This window comes from Enterobacter sp. FB (genome assembly GCF_000805795.1).
GTDB classification, from domain to species: domain Bacteria; phylum Pseudomonadota; class Gammaproteobacteria; order Enterobacterales; family Enterobacteriaceae; genus Enterobacter; species Enterobacter roggenkampii.
Genome location: NZ_JSZC01000017.1, coordinates 187,169 through 212,998, shown reverse-complemented (window position 1 = coordinate 212,998; position 25,830 = coordinate 187,169). Strand labels below are relative to the sequence as shown.

Sequence of the window (25,830 nt, the reverse complement as noted above, 5' to 3'; positions counted from 1 at the left end):
ACACGACTGGCGGCGAGGTACCTCTCGTAGGCCGGGAAAGCGCAGCGCCTCCCGGCAAAAGCCCGATGGCGCGATGCTTATCGGGCCTACGTTATAGCCTTACACTCTCTCAAACACCGTCGCGATACCCTGACCCAGACCGATACACATCGTTGCCAGACCAAACTGGGCATCTTTGCGTTCCATCAGGTTGATCAGCGTCGTGCTGATACGCGCCCCGGAACAGCCCAGCGGGTGTCCGAGGGCAATCGCGCCGCCGTTGAGGTTAATCTTCTCGTCGATCTGCTCCATCAGCCCCAGATCTTTAATGCACGGCAGGATCTGCGCGGCGAACGCTTCGTTCATCTCAAAGAGATCGATGTCGCTGGCGGTTAAGCCCGCTTTTTTCAGCGCCAGCTTTGAAGCCGGAACCGGGCCGTAGCCCATGATCGACGGATCGCATCCCACGACCGCCATCGAACGCACGCGGGCGCGAGGCGTTAACCCCAGCTCGCGGGCGCGACTTTCGCTCATCACCAGCATCGCGGCGGCGCCGTCGGACAACGCCGACGAGGTCCCTGCCGTGACCGTACCGGTGACGGGGTCAAACGCCGGACGCAGGGTGGAAAGCGCTTCGACGGTGGTTTCCGGGCGAATGACTTCATCGTAGCTGAACTGCTTCAGAACGCCGTCTGCATCGTGGCCGCCGGTCGGGATGATCTCGTTCTTAAAGGCACCGGACTGCGTGGCGGCCCAGGCGCGAGCGTGAGAGCGCGCGGCAAAGGCATCCTGCATTTCGCGGCTGATGCCGTGCAGGCGGGAGAGCATCTCGGCGGTCAGGCCCATCATCCCCGCAGCTTTCGCCACGTTGCGGCTCATGCCGGGATGGAAGTCGACCCCGTGACTCATCGGGACGTGACCCATGTGCTCGACGCCGCCCACCAGGCAAGCCTGCGCATCGCCGGTCATGATCATGCGGGCCGCGTCGTGCAGCGCCTGCATTGACGAACCGCACAGGCGGTTGACGGTGACGGCCGGAACCGAATGCGGGATCTCCGCCAGCAGCGACGCGTTGCGGGCGATGTTGAAGCCCTGCTCCAGGGTCTGCTGCACGCAGCCCCAGTAGATATCGTCCAGCGCAGCCGGATCCAGCGCCGGGTTACGCGCCAGCAGGCTACGCATCAGATGCGCGGAGAGGTCTTCCGCACGCACGTTACGGAACGCGCCGCCTTTTGAACGGCCCATCGGGGTGCGAATCGCATCAACAATGACAACCTTTTCCATTGTGACTCCTTAAGCCGTTTTCAGCTCGCCAACCGGACGGGCTGGCTCAACTGCGGGATAGTAGGGTTCGTTATGGCGCGCTTTGTTACGCAGCCCTTCCGGCACTTCATACAGCGGGCCGAGGTGCTGATACTGCTGGGCCATATCGAGATAGCGGGCGCTGCCGAGCGTGTCCAGCCAGCGGAACGCGCCGCCGTGGAACGGAGGGAAGCCGAGGCCATACACCAGCGCCATGTCGGCTTCTGCCGGGCTGGCGATAATGCCTTCTTCGAGGCAACGCACCACTTCGTTAATCATCGGGATCATCATCCGGGCGATGATTTCATCGTCGGTGAAGTCGCGTTTTGGCTGACTGACGTCGGCCAGCAGCCCATCCACCGCCGGATCTTCTTCTTTCTTCGGTTTGCCCTTGCTGTCTTCTTTATAGCGCCAGAAGCCCAGACCGTTTTTCTGACCGAAGCGGTTAGCGTCAAACAGCGCGTCAATGGCGTCGCGATAGTCTTTCTGCATGCGCTGCGGGAAACCTGCCGCCATCACCGCCTGGGCGTGGTGGGCGGTATCAATGCCCACAACGTCCAGCAGATACGCCGGGCCCATCGGCCAGCCGAACTGTTTTTCCATCACTTTGTCGATTTTGCGGAAGTCCGCGCCGTCGCGCAGCAGCTGGCTGAAACCGGCGAAGTAAGGGAACAGCACGCGGTTGACGAAGAAGCCCGGGCAGTCGTTAACGACGATCGGCGTTTTGCCCATCTTGCTGGCCCATGCCACCACTTTAGCGATGGTGTCGTCAGAGGTTTTTTCCCCGCGGATCACTTCGACCAGCGGCATACGGTGTACCGGGTTGAAGAAGTGCATACCGCAGAAGTTTTCCGGACGCTTCAGCACGCTCGCCAGTTCGCTGATTGGAATGGTGGAGGTGTTAGAGGCCAGAACGGTACCCGGGCGAACCTTGTCTTCCGTTTCCGCCAGCACCGCTTTTTTCACTTTCGGGTTCTCGACGACGGCTTCGACCACCACGTCGACACGGTCGAAACCGCTGTATTCCAGCACGGGCTGAATGGTGGAGATCACGCCTGCGAGCTTCAGTCCGTCAATTTTTCCGCGTTCCAGCTGTTTATTCAGCAGCTTGGCCGCTTCGGTCATGCCCAGCGTCAGGGATTTCTCGTTGATGTCTTTCATCACCACCGGCACGCCTTTCCAGGCAGACTGGTAGGCGATGCCGCCACCCATAATGCCCGCGCCGAGTACCGCCGCATGTTTTGGCGTCTCAACGTTTTTGGTCAGCTGTTTGGCTTTCCCTTTTACGAACTGATCGTTCAGGAAGATACCGACCAGCGCGCGCGCTTCATTGGTGTGCGCCAGCGGGACAAAGCTCTGATTTTCGAGCTTCAGCGCTTCATCGCGCCCGAGACGAGCTGCCGCTTCGATGGTTTTCACCGCCGCGATCGGCGCCGGGTAGAGTTTACCCGCCGTCTGCATCACCATGCCTTTGGCGATGGTGAAGCTCATGGTGGCTTCAATCTTGCTGAGTTTTAACGGTTCCAGCTTCGGCTGGCGTTTGGCCTTCCAGTCGAGCTCGCCGTTAATGGCCTGACGCAGAATGGCGAGTGCGCCTTCAACAAGCTTCTCAGGTTTTACAACGCCGTCGACCAGGCCAATTTTCTGCGCCTGTTCTGCGCCGACGTCTTTACCCGCGGCAATGATCTCCAGTGCGCTGTCGGCGCCCAGCATGCGCGGCATACGGACGGAGCCGCCAAAGCCCGGCATAATGCCCAGCTTGGTTTCCGGCAGGCCGATGCGCAGATCCGGCGTCGCCAGGCGGTAGTCGGTCGCCAGCACGCACTCACAGCCGCCGCCCAGCGCGTAGCCGTTAACGGCGGAAATGGTCGGGACAGGCAGATCTTCCAGACGATTAAAGACGCTATTGGCAAAGTGCAGCCACTGGCTCAGCTGTTCTTCAGGCACCAGGAAGAGCGAAAGGAATTCGGTGATATCGGCACCGACGATAAAGGCCGCTTTGTTCGAGCGCAGCAGCAGCCCTTTTAATTCAGTTTGTTTTTCCAGAACATCCAGCGCCTGGCCAAGACTGGCCACCGTCGCGGTATCGAGCTTATTGACTGAGCCGGGGGCATCGAACACGAGTTCGGCAATGCCATCTTCCAGCCAGTTGAGGTACAGGGTGTCGCCTTTGTAGAGCATGTCAGTCTCCTGAATCCAGCAAGTGGATCTGGTCATACCAGATGAGTCGGAGTGTGGGATTTATGTTAATAAAATGCAAATTACTCATTAAGAAATTGCTGCATTGATCACGGTCGGTGGAAATCACGCAGGCGGAGTGAGGTGTGCTAAGATGCGATGACTTGAGGTCAAAAAACGAAAGGAATAATGATGGACTCACTGGCTTCGCTTTATAAAAATCATATCGTTACCCTACAGGAACGTACCCGCGATGTACTGGCCCGCTTTAAGCTGGATGCGCTGCTGATCCACTCCGGCGAGCTGATGAATACCTTTCTGGATGACCACGCTTATCCGTTTAAGGTGAACCCACAGTTTAAGGCCTGGGTGCCGGTGACGCAGGTTCCCAACTGCTGGCTGCTGGTGGATGGTGTGAACAAGCCGAAACTGTGGTTCTACCTGCCGGTCGATTACTGGCACAACGTTGAGCCGCTGCCGACCTCTTTCTGGACGGAAGAAATTGAGGTCATTGCGCTGCCAAAAGCGGACGGCATTGGCGGCCAGCTGCCTGCCGCGCGTGGCAACATCGCTTATATTGGCCCTGTTCCGGAGCGTGCATTAAGCCTGGATATTGCGGCAGACAAGCTCAACCCGAAAGGGGTGCTGGATTACCTCCACTATTACCGCGCGTATAAAACCGACTACGAACTTTACTGCATGCGTGAAGCGCAAAAGACCGCGGTAAACGGTCACCGTGCGGCGCATGAAGCCTTCCAGTCCGGCATGAGCGAGTTCGACATCAACCAGGCGTACCTGACCGCCACCGGTCATCGCGATACCGACGTGCCGTACAGCAACATTGTCGCGCTCAACGAGCACGCGTCCGTCCTGCACTACACCAAGCTGGATCACCAGGTTCCTTCAGAAATGCGCAGCTTCCTGCTGGACGCAGGGGCAGAGTACAACGGCTACGCGGCCGATCTGACCCGTACCTGGGCGGCAAATGCGGATACCGATTTTGCACAGCTGATCAAAGATGTGAACGATGAACAGCTGGCGCTGATTGGCACCATGAAGGCGGGAACCAGCTATGTGGACTACCACATCCAGTTCCATCAGCGCATTGCTAAACTGCTGCGTAAGCATCAGATTGTGAAAGACATGAGCGAAGAGGCGATGGTCGAGAACGATCTGACCGGGCCATTTATGCCGCACGGTATCGGCCACCCGCTGGGCCTGCAGGTGCACGACGTTGCGGGCTTTATGCAGGATGATACCGGTACGCACCTGGCGGCACCGTCTAAATATCCTTACCTGCGCTGCACCCGTATTCTGGAGCCGCGCATGGTGTTGACGATTGAACCGGGGATCTACTTTATCGAATCCCTGCTGGCGCCGTGGCGTGAAGGCCAGTTCAGCAAGCACTTCAACTGGGCAAAAATTGACGCGCTGAAGCCGTTTGGCGGCATTCGTATCGAAGATAACGTGGTGATTCACGAAAACGGTATCGAGAATATGACGCGAGACCTGAAGCTGGCCTGATGGAAAGCTGGCTGATACCGGCTGAACCGGTCACCTTTGTTGAGGAAATCAAGAAAAGCCGCTTCATTACCCTGCTGGCGCATACCGACGGCGTAGAGGCGGCAAAAGCGTTTGTCGAGTCCGTCCGGGCTGAGCATCCTGACGCCCGTCACCACTGCGTGGCGTGGGTAGCAGGGCCGCCGGACGATTCGCAGCAGCTGGGGTTTTCCGATGACGGTGAACCGGCGGGCACGGCCGGTAAACCCATGCTCTCGCAGCTGATGGGTAGCGGCGTGGGTGAAATTACCGCCGTGGTGGTGCGCTACTACGGCGGCATCCTGTTAGGTACGGGTGGGCTGGTAAAAGCGTATGGCGGCGGCGTTCAGCAGGCACTGAATACCCTGAAGACCACCCGCAAAACGCCTCTCACCGAATATACTTTGTTATGCGATTACGCCCAGCTCTCGGGTATTGAAGCGCTGCTGAGGCAGTTTAACGGTGTCATCGCACACAGTGAATATCAGGCGATGGTGCAATTACGCGTGGCGCTTCCTCAGGCGGAACTGGCTGCTTTTTCAGCAAAACTGGCTGATTTTAGTCGTGGTTCGTTGCAATTGCTGCCGATTGAAGAATAATCCCCACCTCACTTTTGAATACCAAAGGAAGCGGCAGAGATGCATTTTCGTGCCATAACCCGAATCGTTGGACTGCTGGTCATACTCTTTTCCGGGACGATGATTATCCCTGGACTGGTGGCGCTTATCTACCGGGACGGGGCGGGGCGGGCATTTACCCAGACCTTCTTTGTCGCGCTGGCGATCGGCTCCCTGCTGTGGTGGCCGAACCGTCGTCAGAAAGGTGAGCTGAAATCTCGCGAAGGCTTTCTGATTGTGGTCCTGTTCTGGACGGTGCTGGGGAGCGTCGGTTCGCTGCCCTTTATCTTCTCTGAACAGCCTAACCTGAGCATCACGGATGCCTTCTTTGAATCCTTCTCCGGCTTAACGACGACCGGGGCCACGACGCTGGTGGGGCTGGATTCGCTGCCGCACGCGATTCTCTTTTATCGCCAGATGCTGCAGTGGTTCGGCGGTATGGGGATCATCGTCCTGGCGGTGGCCATCCTGCCGATTCTGGGCGTCGGGGGGATGCAGCTCTATCGCGCCGAAATGCCAGGACCGCTGAAAGATAACAAGATGCGGCCGCGTATTGCCGAGACGGCGAAAACCCTGTGGCTGATTTATGTCTTGCTGACGGTAGCCTGTGCGCTGGCGCTATGGTTTGCCGGGATGCCTGCGTTTGATGCTATCGGACACAGTTTTGCGACGATTGCCATCGGCGGGTTCTCCACCCACGATGCCAGCGTGGGCTATTTCGACAGCCCAACGATTAACACTATCATTGCCATTTTCCTGCTGATCTCCGGCTGTAACTACGGCCTGCACTTCTCTTTACTGAGCGGGCGCAGCCTGAAGGTGTACTGGCGTGACCCTGAGTTCCGCATGTTCATTGGGGTCCAGCTGACGCTGGTGATCATCTGTACGCTGGTGCTGTGGTTCCATGATGTCTATAACTCCGCGTTGACCACGCTAAACCAGGCCTTCTTCCAGGTGGTGTCGATGGCGACGACCGCCGGGTTTACCACGGACAGCATCGCCCGTTGGCCGCTGTTCCTGCCGGTGCTTCTGCTCTGTTCCGCGTTTATCGGCGGCTGTGCGGGGTCGACGGGCGGTGGTCTGAAGGTGATCCGTATTCTGCTGCTGTTCAAGCAGGGCAACCGTGAGCTGAAGCGTCTGGTCCACCCCAATGCGGTCTACAGCATTAAGCTGGGGAACCGCGCGCTGCCGGAACGTATCCTCGAAGCGGTGTGGGGATTCTTCTCGGCGTATGCGCTGGTCTTTATCGTCAGTATGCTGGCGATTATCGCGACGGGAGTGGATGATTTCTCCGCCTTTGCGTCCGTCGTCGCAACATTGAATAACCTCGGGCCTGGCCTGGGCGTGGTGGCGGATAACTTTGCCAGTATGAACCCGGTCGCGAAATGGATCCTCATCGCCAATATGCTGTTTGGTCGTCTTGAGGTCTTTACGCTGCTGGTGCTGTTCACCCCTACATTCTGGCGCGAGTAAGGAGCCGTTGATGAAAACATTGATTCTTTTCTCTACGCGAGACGGACAAACGCGTGAGATTGCCGCATACCTTGCATCGGAATTAAAAGAGCTGGGGATATACTCGGACGTGGTGAACCTGAACCGTGCGGAACAGATTGCCTGGCAGGATTACGATCGCGTGGTGATTGGCGCATCAATTCGTTACGGGCATTTCCATCCGGCGCTGGATCGCTTTGTGAAAAAGCACACGGCAATACTCAACAAAATGCCAGGCGCGTTTTACTCGGTCAATTTGGTTGCGCGTAAAGCGGAGAAGCGCACGCCACAGACCAACAGCTACACGCGCAAGTTTTTACTCAGCTCGCCGTGGCAGCCAGACCTGTGCGCCGTTTTTGCCGGCGCGCTGCGCTACCCTCGCTACCGCTGGTATGACCGCTTTATGATCCGTCTAATTATGAAGATGACGGGGGGAGAAACCGATACGCGTAAAGAAGTGGTTTATACCGACTGGTCGCAGGTAGCCAGTTTTGCGCGGGAAATCGCACATTTAACGGGCGATTCGCGACTTAAATAAGCGTTAAGTTTGAAAAGTGAGCGAACGAAAAGTTTTTTGTATTTTGTGCTTGTCACTTCAGAATAACTCCCTATAATGCGCCTCCACTGACACGGAACAACGGCACACACGCCGCCGGGTCAGCAGAGAATAGCGAAAATAAACGCTTGACTCTGAAGCGGGAAAGCGTAATATGCACACCCCGCGCCGCAGCGAAAACGAAGCGGCACTGCTCTTTAACAATTTATCAGACAATCTGTGTGGGCACTCAAAGTGACATGGATTCTTAACGTCCTCGGACGAAAAATGAATACCAAGTCTCTGAGTGAACATACGTAATTCATTACGAAGTTTAATTCACGAGCATCAAACTTAAATTGAAGAGTTTGATCATGGCTCAGATTGAACGCTGGCGGCAGGCCTAACACATGCAAGTCGAGCGGTAACACAGGGAGCTTGCTCCTGGGTGACGAGCGGCGGACGGGTGAGTAATGTCTGGGAAACTGCCTGATGGAGGGGGATAACTACTGGAAACGGTAGCTAATACCGCATAACGTCGCAAGACCAAAGAGGGGGACCTTCGGGCCTCTTGCCATCAGATGTGCCCAGATGGGATTAGCTAGTAGGTGGGGTAACGGCTCACCTAGGCGACGATCCCTAGCTGGTCTGAGAGGATGACCAGCCACACTGGAACTGAGACACGGTCCAGACTCCTACGGGAGGCAGCAGTGGGGAATATTGCACAATGGGCGCAAGCCTGATGCAGCCATGCCGCGTGTATGAAGAAGGCCTTCGGGTTGTAAAGTACTTTCAGCGGGGAGGAAGGTGTTGAGGTTAATAACCTCAGCAATTGACGTTACCCGCAGAAGAAGCACCGGCTAACTCCGTGCCAGCAGCCGCGGTAATACGGAGGGTGCAAGCGTTAATCGGAATTACTGGGCGTAAAGCGCACGCAGGCGGTCTGTCAAGTCGGATGTGAAATCCCCGGGCTCAACCTGGGAACTGCATTCGAAACTGGCAGGCTAGAGTCTTGTAGAGGGGGGTAGAATTCCAGGTGTAGCGGTGAAATGCGTAGAGATCTGGAGGAATACCGGTGGCGAAGGCGGCCCCCTGGACAAAGACTGACGCTCAGGTGCGAAAGCGTGGGGAGCAAACAGGATTAGATACCCTGGTAGTCCACGCCGTAAACGATGTCGACTTGGAGGTTGTGCCCTTGAGGCGTGGCTTCCGGAGCTAACGCGTTAAGTCGACCGCCTGGGGAGTACGGCCGCAAGGTTAAAACTCAAATGAATTGACGGGGGCCCGCACAAGCGGTGGAGCATGTGGTTTAATTCGATGCAACGCGAAGAACCTTACCTACTCTTGACATCCAGAGAACTTAGCAGAGATGCTTTGGTGCCTTCGGGAACTCTGAGACAGGTGCTGCATGGCTGTCGTCAGCTCGTGTTGTGAAATGTTGGGTTAAGTCCCGCAACGAGCGCAACCCTTATCCTTTGTTGCCAGCGGTTAGGCCGGGAACTCAAAGGAGACTGCCAGTGATAAACTGGAGGAAGGTGGGGATGACGTCAAGTCATCATGGCCCTTACGAGTAGGGCTACACACGTGCTACAATGGCGCATACAAAGAGAAGCGACCTCGCGAGAGCAAGCGGACCTCATAAAGTGCGTCGTAGTCCGGATTGGAGTCTGCAACTCGACTCCATGAAGTCGGAATCGCTAGTAATCGTAGATCAGAATGCTACGGTGAATACGTTCCCGGGCCTTGTACACACCGCCCGTCACACCATGGGAGTGGGTTGCAAAAGAAGTAGGTAGCTTAACCTTCGGGAGGGCGCTTACCACTTTGTGATTCATGACTGGGGTGAAGTCGTAACAAGGTAACCGTAGGGGAACCTGCGGTTGGATCACCTCCTTACCTTAAAGAACCTGCCTTTGTAGTGCTCACACAGATTGTCTGATGAAAAACAGCAGTAAAAATCTCTGCAGGCTTGTAGCTCAGGTGGTTAGAGCGCACCCCTGATAAGGGTGAGGTCGGTGGTTCAAGTCCACTCAGGCCTACCAAACTCCTTTTAAAGGATGAGCGGTACAGAGATTGCAAAACGATGGGGCTATAGCTCAGCTGGGAGAGCGCCTGCTTTGCACGCAGGAGGTCTGCGGTTCGATCCCGCATAGCTCCACCATCTTTTACTGCGAACCCAAGAAAACTTCAGAGTGAACCTGAAAAGGTGCACTGCGAAGTTTTGCTCTTTAAAAATCTGGATCAAGCTGAAAATTGAAACGACACATCTTTAAGGTGTGTTCGAGTCTCTCAAATTTTCGCAATCAGAAGTGAAACATCTTCGGGTTGTGAGGTTAAGCGACTAAGCGTACACGGTGGATGCCCTGGCAGTCAGAGGCGATGAAGGACGTGCTAATCTGCGAAAAGCGCCGGCGAGGTGATATGAACCTTTGACCCGGCGATGTCCGAATGGGGAAACCCAGTGTGTTCCGACACACTATCGTTAACTGAATACATAGGTTAACGAGGCGAACCGGGGGAACTGAAACATCTAAGTACCCCGAGGAAAAGAAATCAACCGAGATTCCCCCAGTAGCGGCGAGCGAACGGGGAGCAGCCCAGAGTCTGAATCAGCTTGTGTGTTAGTGGAAGCGTCTGGAAAGTCGCACGGTACAGGGTGACAGTCCCGTACACGAAAATGCACAGGTTGTGAACTCGAAGAGTAGGGCGGGACACGTGGTATCCTGTCTGAATATGGGGGGACCATCCTCCAAGGCTAAATACTCCTGACTGACCGATAGTGAACCAGTACCGTGAGGGAAAGGCGAAAAGAACCCCGGCGAGGGGAGTGAAATAGAACCTGAAACCGTGTACGTACAAGCAGTGGGAGCACCTTCGTGGTGTGACTGCGTACCTTTTGTATAATGGGTCAGCGACTTATATTCTGTAGCAAGGTTAACCGTATAGGGGAGCCGAAGGGAAACCGAGTCTTAACTGGGCGTTAAGTTGCAGGGTATAGACCCGAAACCCGGTGATCTAGCCATGGGCAGGTTGAAGGTTGGGTAACACTAACTGGAGGACCGAACCGACTAATGTTGAAAAATTAGCGGATGACTTGTGGCTGGGGGTGAAAGGCCAATCAAACCGGGAGATAGCTGGTTCTCCCCGAAAGCTATTTAGGTAGCGCCTCGTGAACTCATCTTCGGGGGTAGAGCACTGTTTCGGCTAGGGGGCCATCCCGGCTTACCAACCCGATGCAAACTACGAATACCGAAGAATGTTATCACGGGAGACACACGGCGGGTGCTAACGTCCGTCGTGAAGAGGGAAACAACCCAGACCGCCAGCTAAGGTCCCAAAGTCATGGTTAAGTGGGAAACGATGTGGGAAGGCACAGACAGCCAGGATGTTGGCTTAGAAGCAGCCATCATTTAAAGAAAGCGTAATAGCTCACTGGTCGAGTCGGCCTGCGCGGAAGATGTAACGGGGCTAAACCATGCACCGAAGCTGCGGCAGCGACACTATGTGTTGTTGGGTAGGGGAGCGTTCTGTAAGCCGTTGAAGGTGGCCTGTGAGGGTTGCTGGAGGTATCAGAAGTGCGAATGCTGACATAAGTAACGATAAAGCGGGTGAAAAGCCCGCTCGCCGGAAGACCAAGGGTTCCTGTCCAACGTTAATCGGGGCAGGGTGAGTCGACCCCTAAGGCGAGGCCGAAAGGCGTAGTCGATGGGAAACAGGTTAATATTCCTGTACTTGGTGTTACTGCGAAGGGGGGACGGAGAAGGCTATGTTAGCCGGGCGACGGTTGTCCCGGTTTAAGCATGTAGGCGGAACGATTAGGTAAATCCGGTCGTTTATTAACGCTGAGGTGTGATGACGAGGCACTACGGTGCTGAAGTAACAAATGCCCTGCTTCCAGGAAAAGCCTCTAAGCATCAGGTAACATCAAATCGTACCCCAAACCGACACAGGTGGTCAGGTAGAGAATACCAAGGCGCTTGAGAGAACTCGGGTGAAGGAACTAGGCAAAATGGTGCCGTAACTTCGGGAGAAGGCACGCTGATATGTAGGTGAAGCCCCTGCGGGTGGAGCTGAAATCAGTCGAAGATACCAGCTGGCTGCAACTGTTTATTAAAAACACAGCACTGTGCAAACACGAAAGTGGACGTATACGGTGTGACGCCTGCCCGGTGCCGGAAGGTTAATTGATGGGGTTAGCGGCAACGCGAAGCTCTTGATCGAAGCCCCGGTAAACGGCGGCCGTAACTATAACGGTCCTAAGGTAGCGAAATTCCTTGTCGGGTAAGTTCCGACCTGCACGAATGGCGTAATGATGGCCAGGCTGTCTCCACCCGAGACTCAGTGAAATTGAACTCGCTGTGAAGATGCAGTGTACCCGCGGCAAGACGGAAAGACCCCGTGAACCTTTACTATAGCTTGACACTGAACACTGGTCCTTGATGTGTAGGATAGGTGGGAGGCTTTGAAGCGTGGACGCCAGTCTGCGTGGAGCCGTCCTTGAAATACCACCCTTTAATGGCTGGTGTTCTAACGTAGACCCGTAATCCGGGTTGCGGACAGTGTCTGGTGGGTAGTTTGACTGGGGCGGTCTCCTCCCAAAGAGTAACGGAGGAGCACGAAGGTTAGCTAATCCTGGTCGGACATCAGGAGGTTAGTGCAATGGCATAAGCTAGCTTGACTGCGAGAGTGACGGCTCGAGCAGGTGCGAAAGCAGGTCATAGTGATCCGGTGGTTCTGAATGGAAGGGCCATCGCTCAACGGATAAAAGGTACTCCGGGGATAACAGGCTGATACCGCCCAAGAGTTCATATCGACGGCGGTGTTTGGCACCTCGATGTCGGCTCATCACATCCTGGGGCTGAAGTAGGTCCCAAGGGTATGGCTGTTCGCCATTTAAAGTGGTACGCGAGCTGGGTTTAGAACGTCGTGAGACAGTTCGGTCCCTATCTGCCGTGGGCGCTGGAGAATTGAGGGGGGCTGCTCCTAGTACGAGAGGACCGGAGTGGACGCATCACTGGTGTTCGGGTTGTCATGCCAATGGCACTGCCCGGTAGCTAAATGCGGAAAAGATAAGTGCTGAAAGCATCTAAGCACGAAACTTGCCCCGAGATGAGTTCTCCCTGAGACTTTAAGTCTCCTGAAGGAACGTTGAAGACGACGACGTTGATAGGTCGGGTGTGTAAGCGCAGCGATGCGTTGAGCTAACCGATACTAATGAACCGTGAGGCTTAACCTTACAACGCCGAAGATGTTTTGGCGAAGAGACAGATTTTCAGCCTGATACAGATTAAACAGAATTTGCCTGGCGGCTTTAGCGCGGTGGTCCCACCTGACCCCATGCCGAACTCAGAAGTGAAACGCCGTAGCGCCGATGGTAGTGTGGGGTCTCCCCATGTGAGAGTAGGGAACTGCCAGGCATCAAACAAGTGAAGAGGCCATCCGGAAGGATGGCCTTTTTGCGTTTCTGCGCTGCACAAACAGATCCCCCAACGCCCTGCTTATACGGTAAACTACCTGCGTTTTTGCATCAGGATAGCGTCTATGAACCACTCCCTTAAGCCCTGGAATACCTTTGGCATTCAACGCAATGCTAATCAAATTGTACGTGCCGATACTGCACAGCAGCTGCTGGATGCATGGCAAAGCGCAACAGAAAATAACGAACCCGTACTGATTTTGGGCGAAGGAAGTAATGTCCTGTTTCTCGACGATTTTGCGGGAACGGTGATTATTAACCGCATCATGGGAATTGGTGTGGAAGAGCATGCCGATAGCTGGCATCTGCACGTGGGTGCCGGAGAAAACTGGCATCACCTGGTGCAATTTACCCTCGAAAAAGAGATTCCGGGTCTGGAAAACCTTGCGCTTATTCCAGGCTGCGCCGGCTCGTCACCCATTCAAAACATCGGCGCCTACGGCATCGAACTGAAGCACGTCTGTGACTATGTCGACTGCATCGAGCTGGCGACCGGAACGGCCACGCGTTTAACGGCAGAACAGTGCCGTTTTGGCTATCGTGACAGTATCTTCAAGCATGAATATCAGGATCGCTACGTGATTGTCGCCGTGGGCCTGCGTCTGTCGAAGAACTGGCAGCCCGTATTGACCTACGGGGATTTAACGCGTCTCGATCCGGCTACCGTTACCGCACGCGACGTTTTTGACTCGGTTTGCCATATGCGGATGACCAAGCTTCCCGATCCCAAAGTTAACGGAAATGCAGGAAGCTTCTTCAAAAACCCGGTGATCGGCGGCGAAAATGCCCGACGTTTTCTGGAGGAGTGGCCAACCGCGCCACATTACCCTCAGGCGGATGGCAGCGTGAAGCTGGCAGCAGGATGGCTTATCGATCAATGCCAGCTAAAAGGCACTTCAGTCGGCGGGGCAGCCGTTCACCGACAGCAGGCTCTGGTGCTGATTAACCAGCGCGATGCAACCAGCGACGATGTGGTACAGCTGGCTCATTATGTTCGTCAGCGTGTGGGCGAAAAATTTAACGTCTGGCTGGAGCCAGAAGTCCGCTTCATTGGTCGCACAGGTGAAGTCAACGCCGTGGAGACTATCGCATGAAGGACAATACGGTCCCGTTAACCCTGATTGGTATCCTGGCGGATGGTGAATTCCATTCCGGCGAGCAACTGGGTGAACAGCTCGGCATGAGCCGCGCCGCCATTAATAAACATATCCAGACGCTTCGCGACTGGGGGGTTGATGTGTTCACGGTTCCCGGAAAAGGGTACAGCCTGCCGGAGCCGATACAATTATTGAATGAAGACACGATCCGCAGCCAGATTGGATACGGTAATGTGGCGGTGCTGCCGGTGATTGATTCGACGAACCAGTATCTGCTGGATCGTCTGCCTGAGCTGAAATCCGGCGATGCCTGCGTTGCTGAGTATCAGCAGGCCGGTCGCGGCCGTCGTGGCCGCAAGTGGTTTTCCCCCTTTGGTGCCAACCTCTATCTGTCTATGTACTGGCGACTCGATCAGGGCCCGGCCGCTGCCATTGGCCTGAGTCTGGTCATCGGTATCGTTATGGCGGAGGTGCTTCACGATCTGGGGGCGGATCAAGTGCGTGTTAAATGGCCTAACGATCTGTACCTCAACGATCGTAAACTTGCCGGCATTCTGGTCGAACTGACGGGCAAAACGGGCGATGCGGCGCAAATCGTCATTGGCGCGGGCCTCAATATGGTGATGCGCAATGTCCAGAATGATGTGGTGAATCAGGCCTGGACTAACCTCCAGGAGGCGGGGATCGTCATCGATCGTAACACCCTTGCCGTACGTATGATTAAAGAGCTGCGCAGCTCGCTCACGCTTTTTGAGCAGGAAGGGCTGGCACCGTTCCTGTCTCGTTGGGAAAAACTGGATAACTTCATCAACCGCTCGGTGAAATTGCTGATTGGGGATAAAGAAATCTACGGCATTTCCCGCGGTATTGACGCTCAGGGCGCGCTGCTCCTGGAGCAAGATGGTGTGATCAAACCCTGGATGGGCGGTGAGATTTCCCTGCGGAGTGCCGAATAATCGGATGGAGTGAATGATGCGAAAAACCGTCTGCGCGACGCTGGCCGTCATGATGAGCGTGTTGTTCTCACCCCTCTCTCAGGCGGGTCAGGCCTGGGAGAGTTATAAGGCACGCTTTTTCAAACCGGAAGGCCGCATTGTCGATACCGGCAATGGCGGCGTGTCGCATACGGAAGGTCAGGGATTTGCCATGCTGATGGCAGTGGCCAACGACGATAAGGCCACGTTCGATAAGCTCTGGCAATGGACAAACCGTGAGCTGAAGAACAAAGAGAACGGTCTGTTTTACTGGCGCTATAACCCCGCAGAGTCCAACCCGGTCGCGGACAAAAACAATGCCGCCGATGGCGATGTGCTGATTGCCTGGGCGCTGCTTAAAGCCGATGCCCGCTGGCACGAAAAACGCTACGGTGCCGCATCGGATGCCATCACAAAAGCGCTGGTTGCCCATAGCGTCATCCGCTATGCGGGTTACCGCGTGATGCTGCCCGGCGTCCAGGGATTTAAGCTTGACGGTGAAATAGTCCTTAATCCTTCCTACTTCGTGTTTCCGGCCTGGCAGGCCTTCGCCGGACGCAGTCATTTGCCTGTCTGGCGCGATTTGATTAAGGATGGCAAACGTCTGCTGGGGAAAATGGGCTCGGGAAAAGCGAATCTGCCCGCTGACTGGGTTTCACTGGCATCTGATGGCAAGCTGGCACCCGCTACAGGCTGGCCGCCGCGAATGAGCTATGACGCGATTCGTATTCCGCTGTATCTTGCCTGGTCTGATAAGCAAAGCCCGCTGCTGGCGCCGTGGAAAGCCTGGTTTGGGCAATTCCCCCGGGAACAAACGCCCGCCTGGGTTAACGTCATGACCAACGAATATGCGCCCTACATGATGGAAGGCGGCCTGTTGGCTGTACGCGATTTAACGATGGGACAGTCTTCCGGAGAACCCGAAATCACCTCTAAAGACGACTACTATTCGGCAAGTCTGAAAATGCTGGCGTGGATTTCGGCGCAATAACAACGCACTGACTATCCCCTCTCCCTAATGGGGAGAGGGTTAGGGGTAAATCAGTTACTGCGGATACGGTACCCAATCCCCGCCGTTCAGGCGAACGTACGGTTTGTTCTGATACTGAATGACGACCGCGTTGGCGTTCTCGGAGACTTCTGCCGTTTGCGGCAGGTTGCTGGTGAGCTGATCCCAGTTCACGCTATCTTCCACAAACAGCTTCCCGTCAACGGCACGGGCAACCAGTTCTGAGATTGCCAGATAGCTGGTCGGCTGGGTGATTTCAATCGGTGCGCCCTGATGGGGTGCTTTCATACCAAAGAATTTAATGCCAGCAGGCACGTTGGTGATGGACGGGCTTGGGATATCACGCAGACCCGACACCTGCATTCTGTCGCCTTTCAGCGCGCCGCCGTGCTCAGGTACCACAACCACCATCACTTTACGGCCTGATTTTTCCAGCTCCGTGAAGAACGCGTCCAGCTCGTCGAAGAATTTCTGCGCACGCACTTTATAATCTGCCGTTTTGCTCACGCCCGGGAAATGGTTACCGTCGTGGAGCGGCAGGGTGTTAAAGAAGGTCGCACTGCGCGGATTACTGTCTTTCTCGATGGTCTGAAGCCAGCGCTGCAGCACGGCGGTATCGTCATAAACCGGCGAGCCGTCGAAGCCCAGCAGAGTAACGGGAAGACCAGTTTGATCCATCAACGGTGCCTGCATACCACCCTGTTCACGCACCTCTTTCAGGAAGTTACCGAACTGGCCGTTATGTCCCAGCATCAGATGCTGCGTAAAGCCCAGTTTGGCGAGGTTATCAAACAGATAACACTGATTGCCGGCAGGCTGATACAGATTCTTATGCGATGCCTGACCGCAGCTTGCACGCAGCAGACGGATTGCTGCCGGGCCGCTGTACGAGGTGGCAGAGTTAAAATCTTTAAACTGAATGTCGAAATGCGACCACAGCGGATGGGACATCAAACCGGCTGCATCCACGTCGGCCCATGAGAGAGAGCAGATGTTGATCACCAGCAATTCAAACGGCTGAGCATCCGCCGGCAGCGCGTCCGGGAATTTAGTCTGTCGCTTGTCTTCCGCAGTGTAGAAGCTGGAGAGCCAGGCGTTCAGATTTGTGGAGGTCGGCGGTGCGGTCTGGGTTGGGATATCGCCCACTACAGGCGTATCGCCAGCCGTGGTAACGGTTGCTGCTGCGCTTCCCCCTGTGGTGGTCACCGTGGTGGTCGGTTGACCAGCAGGCCACAGCGAAAAGCCCGGGCCAGCCAGCGTCAGCACGTTCAGCCAGATCATAATCGCGACGACAAACACCGTGATGCGGATCCACTGTGACAGGAACAGCCAGGCAACCAGCAGCACAAATACCGCGCCAATCATCTGCCAGTTAATAAACCGCTCGGTCAGATCGAGGACATAGCTGGCGCTAAAGCCTGCCACCTGCGACCCCTGGCTCATAATGCTGTCCGGCCCCGGTAACCAGGTATCATGCCAGAACAGCGCAAAGCCGACAGGGATGGCTATCCAGTGACGCAAGCGATGCAGCCTGATATTCGGCAGGGGCATCAGCAGGAAGGCCATAAACACCAGGTTAAGAAGGGGATGGAAATTCAGATAGCCTGCCCACAGCAGACCAAACTTCACGAGAAAGTAGAAGTTCCAGCCGGAAAGGCCGCGCCAGTATTGCCAGAGCGGCGAGGGTGACGAAGCGGTATAGGTAGAATTAGTCATGTTTTCGGTCTGCCTTGACGTGTGATGCCCGTGTCAGTGTTCCGGCTGGTTTTACATAGCGAGGTTTTATAAACAGCACTCTGGCCGTATCACGAATACGACGTATGGAATGGCGTGCATAGTAGCCAAGCGGGAAAAAAATCAGCGCACAGAATATAACCAGTTGGATGATATCGCTGATATTCATGATGGTGCGTTCTCCGCGTTGTCCGTTAATAAGCGAAGGGGCTCCGGAACCCGGCGCCAGATATGGCCATCATGTCTGGCATTGAGGATCGGTTTCGCATCGCTCTTAATTGCGAGCGGTTTAGCCCATTGTTCAGGCTGGAGCGCACGCATCTGTACCAGCTCCGCGCTGATCGTATTATCTTCGAACCAAATCATACGGTTCGAGAAAATATCCCCGGTAGGCAGGGGGAAGATATGGTTTAGCGCCGTATCGAGATCGTTGACCCGGCAGAAGGACAAAAACAGTACCAGGCGATTGTCGCCAATGGTCATGATATCTCCCGTACGGTTGGGGCGACACAAGGTGAGCGCCTGTTCAACGCGGATACCCGGTACAGGACGCAGGGCAACCATAACCCCTTTTCCGTCTGCAGGAAGAAGCGTATTGCTCATCATATTGCCGACGGCGTCGCAGAAGGTATCCCATTTTTGATATCCACGCAGCTTCATCGGCTGCGTCATAGAGAGCAGTGTGGAAATGTCTTCCGGTACATGGCGGCTAAACTGCTGGCCCTGAACGCTTTCGATCAGCGTCAGGCAGCGTGACAGCGGCGCATTCCACGGAATAACCATATTTGCCCCGCAGCCAAGAAGCAGGCGCTCATCGGTGGCGCGCAGGCTGGTATTGTTTTCGCGCACGATGATTTTTAACGCGCTTCCGCGCTGGCGGCGCAGGGTGTGGATTTGCCTTGCCAGCGTCTCAATCTGGTTATTCTGCATCAATGAGAAAATAAGGGTCGCCGCCTGGGTTGTGCGGGCTTCGTGGAAAAGGTCTTCGTTAGATTCAAACAGCGACCAGTTTTCCGACAGGGCCGGTGCCCCCTCTAAAACCGCGATATGGCTCAGGATACGTTTTTCATCACTGCGCGGTTGCACCACGGTTTCTTCCTGCTGTGCCAGGTGCCACTTACCCTCGATATGTTTCAGCGTAAGTTGTTGTCTGGCGCTCACGCCTTTTTCATTACACCAGAATGCAATATCGTAGAGATAGCTGCCCACCTGGTCACGAACGCTTGCCAGACCGAACAGAGAACGATATTCACCCATTAAAAGTGAGAACAACTTGTCATTATTACTGCCGGGATTGACTATCAGTAGCGTGCAATTTTGAAATTTTGCCCATTTATTGATTTTTTCCAGCCAGGGCAGCAGTTTTTCAGCAGGGATATTTTGCAGGACGTTATTTGCACATTTAAGAATCACTAAATAGTGATCCGGATCAATAGTGCACTGAACGTCGCGGGACAAAAAGTATAGACTATCGGCTTCCGATGTCATGGAAAATAATCGCACCGTCTGAGGGCCGCGATCGTTTTCCAGCGTGATAATTTTCTTCGGATCTTCGCCCATGCTAATGACAGCCACGCGGGAATCCTTATCCTGGGCAGCAATTGTCTGGTTTACCAGACTGATAGCATCTTCATTACGGTCCGTATTAATCCACCAGACTCCTCCGACTGGCATGTGGCTCAATTCGTCCCATAATGACTGGATGCCAATAGAAAATATGGAGTCCACGGTGTCCCTCTTTTCGTCTAATTTATCTGTATCTCAGTTTACTAGCGAAAGCGTAGAAATAAACCTAACATTGAAATTAAAGAACATCAGATTTAGCATGTAAATGAAATTTCATAGGGCAGGATGCCTCGCTACTTCTGAACTGGCGATTTTACGCAAAGGGATGGAAAAAGAATGGATAATAACGCACCCGGAACCCCAGTCGACTCGACCCTGGGTTACACATTCCAAAACGATTTTCTGGCGCTGACGCAGGCCTTTTCTTTACCTGAAATAGATTACACCGATATTTCCCAGCGGGAACAGTTGGCTGCGGCTATTAAACGCTGGCCGTTATTAGCTGAATTCGCCCATCAACAATAAGGGAGCCATTGATGGCCATACTCGGATTACAGGGTGTCCGTGGGGGTGTGGGTACCACATCTGTTACCGCGGCGCTGGCGTGGTCATTACAGCTTTTAGGTGAATCGGTGCTGGTTATTGACGCCTGCGCCGATAATTTGCTGCGTATGTCGTTTAACGTCGACTTTACTCGCGAAGAGGGCTGGGCCCGCGCGCTGCTTGACGATAAAGACTGGCAGGATGCAGGTATGCGCTATACCTCCCTTCTTGACCTGCTGCCGTTTGGTCAACTGACCACCACGGAACGCGAGAATGAAGCCGCGTACCAGCGCCTGTTTTCACAGTTCACGCTGGCGCTGCAGAGCCTGAGGGAAAAGGGGCACTACAAGTGGATCTTGCTGGATCTGCCGCACGGTGCCGGCACGCTGACACGACAGCTTATCGCCCAGTGCGATCATGTCCTCTCGATCGTTAACGTCGATGCGAACTGCCATATCCGCCTGCACCAGCAGGGACTGCCTCAAAATGGCCATATCCTGATTAACGATTTGCGCATTGGCAGCCAGATCCAGGACGATCTCTATCAAGTCTGGCTGCAAAGCCAGCGCCGCCTGCTTCCGATTGTCATCCATCGTGATGAGGGAATGGCGGAATGCCTTGCGTCGAAGCAACCGCTCGGTGAATACCGCAGCGATTCACTGGCGGCAGAAGAGATCCTGACGCTGGCTAACTGGTGTCTGCTGAACTTCGCCAACAGGGCGGAGCATGCAGGGAGTGCTGTATGAGTCGTCTCGCCAGCTGGTTACTCATCCCACCGGTCAGTTCGCGTTTGAGCGAACATTACCGGCATTTTCGCCGTCACGGTGCGTCGGCATTTAGCGCCGCGCTCGGCTGTTTCTGGATGATTCTGGCCTGGATGTTTATACCGCTTGAACACCCGCGCTGGCAGCGCATACGTGCACGGCACAGCGAGCTATATCCGCACATTAATCCTGACCGGCCGCGTCCACTGGATCCGGCGCGCTATCTCATTCAGGCCATCTGGCTGGTGGCGACCTCATCCCGCGCGGAGACAAAAACGCCGCACTGGCGGAGCTTCTCCCGCGTGCAGCAGTTACGTGAACGCTATCATCAGTGGCTGGACAGACTGCCCGACAGCGTAAGCGATAAGACCAGCCATCTGGATAACCATAAAGAGCTCGGGCATCTTCACCCGGGCTTGCGGCGTTTTATCCTCGGCGTAATCGTCGTGTTCTCGCTCATTCTGGCGCTGGTCTGTATTACGCAGCCTTTCAACCCTCTGGCGCAGTTCACTTTCCTGATCCTGCTGTGGGGCGTGGCGCTGCTGGTGCGCCGAATTCCGGGTCGCTTCTCGGCGCTGATGCTGATCGTGTTGTCGCTGACCGTCTCCTGCCGCTACATCTGGTGGCGTTATACCTCGACGCTGAACTGGGACGACCCGGTGAGTCTGGTGTGCGGCCTGGTGCTGCTGTTTGCTGAAACCTATGCCTGGATTGTGCTGGTGCTGGGCTATTTCCAGGTGATTTGGCCGCTCAACCGCCAGCCGGTTCCGCTGCCAAAGGACACCACCCAGTGGCCAACCGTCGATCTCTTCGTGCCGACCTACAACGAAGACCTGAGCGTGGTGAAGAACACCATCTATGCCGCGCTGGGCATCGACTGGCCGAAAGACAAGCTCAAGGTCTGGATCCTGGATGACGGCAACCGTCCGGCGTTCCGCCAGTTCGCGGAGGAGGTCGGCGTCGAATACATCGCCCGTCCGACGCACGAACACGCTAAGGCGGGGAACATCAACAACGCGTTGAAGTATGCCACCGGGGAGTTTGTTTCGATTTTTGACTGCGACCACGTGCCGACGCGCTCGTTCCTGCAGATGACCATGGGCTGGTTCCTGAAGGAGAAAGAGCTGGCGATGATGCAGACGCCGCACCACTTCTTCTCGCCGGACCCGTTTGAACGTAACCTTGGCCGCTTCCGCAAAACCCCGAACGAAGGCACGCTGTTCTATGGGCTGGTACAGGACGGAAACGACATGTGGGACGCCACCTTCTTCTGCGGCTCATGCGCCGTTATCCGCCGTAAGCCGCTGGATGAAATTGGCGGTATCGCCGTCGAAACGGTCACTGAAGATGCGCACACCTCACTGCGCCTGCACCGTCGTGGCTATACCTCTGCCTATATGCGTATCCCGCAGGCGGCCGGTCTGGCAACCGAGTCACTGTCGGCGCACATTGGTCAGCGTATTCGCTGGGCGCGCGGCATGGTGCAGATCTTCCGTCTTGATAACCCCCTGATCGGGAAAGGACTCAAGCTGGCGCAACGTCTTTGCTACGTCAATGCCATGTTCCACTTCTTGTCCGGCATTCCGCGGCTGATCTTCCTGACCGCGCCGCTGGCGTTCCTGCTTCTTCACGCTTATATCATCTACGCTCCCGCGCTGATGATTGCGCTGTTTGTTCTGCCGCACATGATCCACGCGAGCCTGACGAACTCGAAGATACAGGGGAAATACCGCCACTCCTTCTGGAGTGAAATCTACGAAACGGTGCTGGCCTGGTACATCGCGCCGCCGACGATGGTGGCGCTGATTAACCCGCACAAAGGGAAATTCAACGTCACCGCGAAGGGCGGGCTGGTGGAGGAGGAGTACGTCGACTGGGTGATCTCCCGGCCGTATATCTTCCTGGTGCTGCTGAATATCGTGGGCGTCATTGCGGGTATCTGGCGCTACTTCTACGGTCCGGAAAACGAAATCCTGACCGTCTTCGTCAGTATGGCGTGGGTCTTCTACAACCTGATTATCCTCGGCGGCGCGGTGGCGGTGTCGGTGGAGAGCAAACAGGTTCGTCGCGCGCATCGCGTGGAAATCTGCATGCCAGCGGCGATCGCCCGTGAAGATGGCCATCTGTTCTCCTGTACCGTGCACGACTTCTCTGACGGCGGTCTGGGGATCAAAATCAACGGCCAGGCGAAGGTGCTGGAAGGGCAAAAAGTTAACCTGCTGCTTAAGCGCGGCCAGCAGGAGTATGTCTTCCCGACACAGGTCGTTCGCGTGGTGGGCAATGAAGTCGGCCTGCAGCTGATGCCGTTGACCAAAAAGCAACATATCGATTTTGTGCAGTGTACGTTTGCCCGCGCGGATACGTGGGCTCTCTGGCAGGACAGCTTCCCGGAGGATAAGCCTCTGGAAAGCCTGCTGGATATTCTGAAGCTGGGGTTCCGTGGCTATCGTCACCTTGCAGAATTTGCCCCGTCGTCGGTGAAATTAATTTTCCGGTCACTTACTTCGCTGGTTTCCTGGGTCGTGTCGTTCATTCCTCGTCGTCCTGAGCGGGATGAGGCGAAGCAGGCGGACCCGGTTATGGCTCAACAATGATGATAACGCGATGAAAACAAAACTTTCCTGGTTATGTGCAGTGGCAATGGGGATGAATGCGATCCCCGCAACAATGGCTAACGCAGCCCCGGGTAACGCAGCGGCAACGCCTGCGCCAACCGTACCTGTCGTCGCGCAAGCAACCGATCCGGTTGTCACCGCGGCACCGGGTCAAACTGAAAACATCATGCCGAACCAGCCAACGGAGGGGAACACCCTGCCGGTAGACGGTCAGGTCATCGGGCAGGTGATGCCGGGCGTCCGGGGGGCGAATGCGCCCGTCGTTGCGGACAATGCGCCGTCGCGTGACGTGAAGCTGACCTTCGCGCAAATTGCGCCGCCTCCGGGCAGCATGGTGCTGCGCGGCATCAACCCTAACGGCGGCATTGAATTTGGCATGCGCAGCGACGAGGTCGTCTCTAATGCGGTGCTGAATCTCGAATACACGCCGTCGCCGTCGCTGCTGCCGACCCAGTCTCAGCTGAAGGTCTATCTGAATGACGAGCTGATGGACGTTCTGCCGGTCACGAAAGAGCAGCTCGGCAAGAAAACGCAGGCGCAGGTGCCGATCAACCCGCTGTTTATCACCGACTTTAACCGTATTCGCCTGGAGTTTGTCGGCCACTACCGCGATGTCTGCGAAAACCCGGCCAGCAACACGCTGTGGATGGACGTCGGGCGTAACTCCTCGCTGCAGATGACCTACCAGTCGCTGGCGCTGAAAAACGATCTCTCGGCCTTCCCGGTTCCGTTCTTCGATCCGCGTGATAACCGCCCGCTCACGCTGCCGATGGTGTTTGCCTCGTCCCCGGACGTGACCGAGCAGCTGGCGGCCACCATTGTGGCCTCCTGGTTTGGTTCACGCGCGGGCTGGCGCGGTCAGAGCTTCCCGGCGATGTATGACAAGCTGCCGGACAGAAATGCCATTGTGTTTGCCACCAATGCAAAACGTCCGGCCTTCCTGCGCGATCATCCGGACGTCAAAGCGCCGACCGTTGAGATGATAAGCCACCCGGAAAACCCGTACGTGAAGCTGCTGGTGGTCTTTGGTCGTGATGATAAAGATCTGGTTCAGGCAGCAAAAGCCATTGCCCAGGGCAACGTCCTTTTTCGCGGCAACAGCGTCGTGATAGATGAGGTCAAGCCGCTGCTGGCGCGTAAACCTTATGATGCGCCAAACTGGGTACGTACCGACCGTGCGGTCACCTTTGGCGAGCTGAAAACCTATGAAGAACAGCTGCAGGCGACGGGGCTTGAGCCAGCGCCGATTAGCCTGTCGCTGAATCTGCCGCCGGATCTGTACCTGCTGCGTACCAACGGCATTGATATCAATCTGAACTACCGCTATACCGCGCCAGCCACCAAAGACAGCTCGCGCATGGATATCAGCCTGAACAACCAGTTCCTGCAATCCTTCAGCCTGCAAAGCACGCAGGATACGAACCGCCTGATGCTTCGCCTGCCGGTGCTGCAGGGGCTGCTGGACGGTAAAACGGATGTTTCTATTCCGGCACTGAAGCTGGGTGCGATAAACCAGCTGCGCTTTGATTTCCAGTACATGAACCCGATGCCTGGCGGCTCGGCGGAAAACTGCATCACCTTCCAGCCGGTACAGAACCACGTGGTGATTGGCGATGAGTCGACCATCGACTTCTCGAAGTACTATCACTTCCTGGCGATGCCGGACCTGCGCGCCTTTGCTAACGCGGGCTTCCCGTTCAGCCGTATGGCCGATCTCTCTGAGTCCATTGTGGTAATGCCAAAAGCGCCAAACGAAGGTCAGGTTACGACCCTGCTCGACACCATGGCGACCGTTGGAGGACAAACAGGATTACCGGCCATTAACGTCACGTTGACGGACGATGGCAGCCAGATTCAGAACAAAGATGCTGACATCATGGTGATCGGGACCATCCCGGATAAGCTGAAGGATGACAAACGTATCGATCTGCTGGTGAAAGCGGCCCAGTCCTGGGTTAATACGCCGCTGCGACAGACCGAGTTCCCGAGCATTATGCCGGATGTGAACGATCGTCAGGCCAGCGCGCAGACGACGGTAACGTCTCAGGGGGCGATGGCCGCGGTGGTGGGCTTCCAGTCGCCTTACAACGAACAGCGCAGCGTGGTGGCTCTCCTCGCGGACAGCCCGCGCGGCTATGAACTGCTCAATACGGCCATGAACGACAGCGGTAAACGTGCCGCGATGTTTGGTTCCGTGTCGGTGATCCGTGAGTCCGGCGTCAATAGCCTGCGCGTGGGGGATGTGTACTACGTGGGCCATCTGCCGTGGTTCGAACGCCTGTGGTATGCGCTGGCTAACCATCCGGTTCTGCTCGCTATCCTGGCTGCGGTCAGCGTGGTCTTGCTGGCATGGGTGCTGTGGCGTCTGCTGCGAATCATCAGCCGTCGTCGTCTGAACCCGGATGAGTAAG

Annotated in this window: 16 protein-coding genes, 2 tRNA genes and 3 rRNA genes; 16 read left to right on the top strand and 5 right to left on the bottom strand. The window is 55.7% G+C overall.

The window, feature by feature from the left end:
• Positions 1–99 precede the first annotated feature (99 nt).
• Together fadA and fadB are read right to left on the bottom strand one after the other, a co-directional pair.
• A complete protein-coding gene (fadA, locus tag PI91_RS23225; RefSeq protein WP_008501515.1) occupies positions 100–1,263 on the bottom strand; it encodes an acetyl-CoA C-acyltransferase FadA in 1,164 nt (387 codons plus the stop codon).
• A 9-nt stretch (positions 1,264–1,272) separates the two neighbouring features.
• The gene (fadB, locus tag PI91_RS23220; RefSeq protein WP_039267193.1) at positions 1,273–3,462 is read right to left on the bottom strand and encodes a fatty acid oxidation complex subunit alpha FadB; all 2,190 of its coding nucleotides are present in this window, start codon (positions 3,460–3,462) and stop codon (positions 1,273–1,275) included.
• A gap of 189 nt (positions 3,463–3,651) precedes the next feature.
• On the opposite strand from fadB, the gene pepQ reads away from it, so the two are divergent.
• The 12 genes from pepQ (at position 3,652) to PI91_RS23160 (ending at position 16,179) form a co-directional block, all read left to right on the top strand.
• Complete coding sequence (gene pepQ / locus PI91_RS23215; RefSeq protein WP_008501513.1) at positions 3,652–4,983, top strand: Xaa-Pro dipeptidase; 1,332 nt, start codon at positions 3,652–3,654, stop codon at positions 4,981–4,983.
• Positions 4,983–5,597 (top strand): IMPACT family protein, encoded by a 615-nt coding sequence (locus tag PI91_RS23210; RefSeq protein ID WP_039267192.1) that lies wholly within the window; start codon positions 4,983–4,985, stop codon positions 5,595–5,597. The genes pepQ and PI91_RS23210 overlap by 1 nt, the downstream gene beginning before the upstream one ends.
• Before the next feature lie 39 nt (positions 5,598–5,636).
• A complete protein-coding gene (gene trkH / locus PI91_RS23205; protein WP_008501511.1) occupies positions 5,637–7,088 on the top strand; it encodes a Trk system potassium transporter TrkH in 1,452 nt (483 codons plus the stop codon).
• Between the two features lie 10 nt (positions 7,089–7,098).
• Positions 7,099–7,644, top strand: a complete 546-nt coding sequence (gene hemG, locus PI91_RS23200) for a menaquinone-dependent protoporphyrinogen IX dehydrogenase (RefSeq protein ID WP_023345075.1) — start codon at positions 7,099–7,101, stop codon at positions 7,642–7,644.
• 353 nt (positions 7,645–7,997) lie between these two features.
• Positions 7,998–9,537, top strand: a 16S ribosomal RNA gene (locus PI91_RS23195).
• A 69-nt stretch (positions 9,538–9,606) separates the two neighbouring features.
• Positions 9,607–9,683 (top strand) — tRNA-Ile (locus PI91_RS23190).
• Between the two features lie 43 nt (positions 9,684–9,726).
• Positions 9,727–9,802, top strand: a tRNA-Ala gene (locus tag PI91_RS23185).
• A gap of 170 nt (positions 9,803–9,972) precedes the next feature.
• A 23S ribosomal RNA gene (locus PI91_RS23180) occupies positions 9,973–12,877 on the top strand.
• Between the two features lie 65 nt (positions 12,878–12,942).
• Positions 12,943–13,058, top strand: a 5S ribosomal RNA gene (gene rrf / locus PI91_RS23175).
• The 16S, 23S and 5S rRNA genes sit together here with 2 tRNA genes alongside, the layout of an rRNA operon.
• 124 nt (positions 13,059–13,182) lie before the next feature.
• Positions 13,183–14,211, top strand: coding sequence for a UDP-N-acetylmuramate dehydrogenase (murB, locus tag PI91_RS23170; protein ID WP_039267191.1), 1,029 nt, complete (start codon positions 13,183–13,185; stop codon positions 14,209–14,211).
• Entirely contained in the window at positions 14,208–15,170 is a 963-nt protein-coding gene (birA, locus tag PI91_RS23165; RefSeq protein WP_039267190.1) for a bifunctional biotin--[acetyl-CoA-carboxylase] ligase/biotin operon repressor BirA, read from the top strand. Before murB ends, birA begins: the two co-directional genes overlap by 4 nt.
• Positions 15,171–15,186: 16 nt before the next feature.
• Complete coding sequence (locus PI91_RS23160; protein ID WP_039267188.1) at positions 15,187–16,179, top strand: glycosyl hydrolase family 8; 993 nt, start codon at positions 15,187–15,189, stop codon at positions 16,177–16,179.
• 54 nt (positions 16,180–16,233) lie between these two features.
• On the opposite strand, the gene bcsG is transcribed toward PI91_RS23160, so the two are convergent.
• The 3 genes from bcsG to bcsE are packed head-to-tail and all read right to left on the bottom strand — an operon-like array spanning position 16,234 to position 19,659.
• A complete protein-coding gene (gene bcsG / locus PI91_RS23155) occupies positions 16,234–17,913 on the bottom strand; it encodes a cellulose biosynthesis protein BcsG (RefSeq protein WP_008503239.1) in 1,680 nt (559 codons plus the stop codon).
• Positions 17,906–18,103 (bottom strand): cellulose biosynthesis protein BcsF, encoded by a 198-nt coding sequence (bcsF, locus tag PI91_RS23150; RefSeq protein WP_024908822.1) that lies wholly within the window; start codon positions 18,101–18,103, stop codon positions 17,906–17,908. Before bcsF ends, bcsG begins: the two co-directional genes overlap by 8 nt.
• Complete coding sequence (gene bcsE / locus PI91_RS23145) at positions 18,097–19,659, bottom strand: cellulose biosynthesis c-di-GMP-binding protein BcsE (RefSeq protein WP_023326268.1); 1,563 nt, start codon at positions 19,657–19,659, stop codon at positions 18,097–18,099. The genes bcsF and bcsE overlap by 7 nt, the downstream gene beginning before the upstream one ends.
• Before the next feature lie 174 nt (positions 19,660–19,833).
• Here bcsE and bcsR point away from each other — a divergent pair, with 174 nt between their 5' ends.
• Genes bcsR through bcsB form a run of 4 tightly spaced genes read left to right on the top strand, consistent with a single transcriptional unit; the run spans position 19,834 to position 25,829 of the window.
• Positions 19,834–20,022, top strand: coding sequence for a cellulose biosynthesis protein BcsR (gene bcsR / locus PI91_RS23140; RefSeq protein ID WP_021242135.1), 189 nt, complete (start codon positions 19,834–19,836; stop codon positions 20,020–20,022).
• An 11-nt stretch (positions 20,023–20,033) separates the two neighbouring features.
• Positions 20,034–20,786, top strand: a complete 753-nt coding sequence (gene bcsQ / locus PI91_RS23135) for a cellulose biosynthesis protein BcsQ (RefSeq protein ID WP_008503236.1) — start codon at positions 20,034–20,036, stop codon at positions 20,784–20,786.
• On the top strand, positions 20,783–23,398 hold the full coding sequence (gene bcsA / locus PI91_RS23130) for a UDP-forming cellulose synthase catalytic subunit (protein ID WP_021242136.1): 2,616 nt from the start codon (positions 20,783–20,785) through the stop codon (positions 23,396–23,398). The genes bcsQ and bcsA overlap by 4 nt, the downstream gene beginning before the upstream one ends.
• Before the next feature lie 10 nt (positions 23,399–23,408).
• Positions 23,409–25,829, top strand: a complete 2,421-nt coding sequence (bcsB, locus tag PI91_RS23125; RefSeq protein ID WP_052232751.1) for a cellulose biosynthesis cyclic di-GMP-binding regulatory protein BcsB — start codon at positions 23,409–23,411, stop codon at positions 25,827–25,829.
• The last annotated feature ends 1 nt before the right edge of the window (position 25,830 follow it).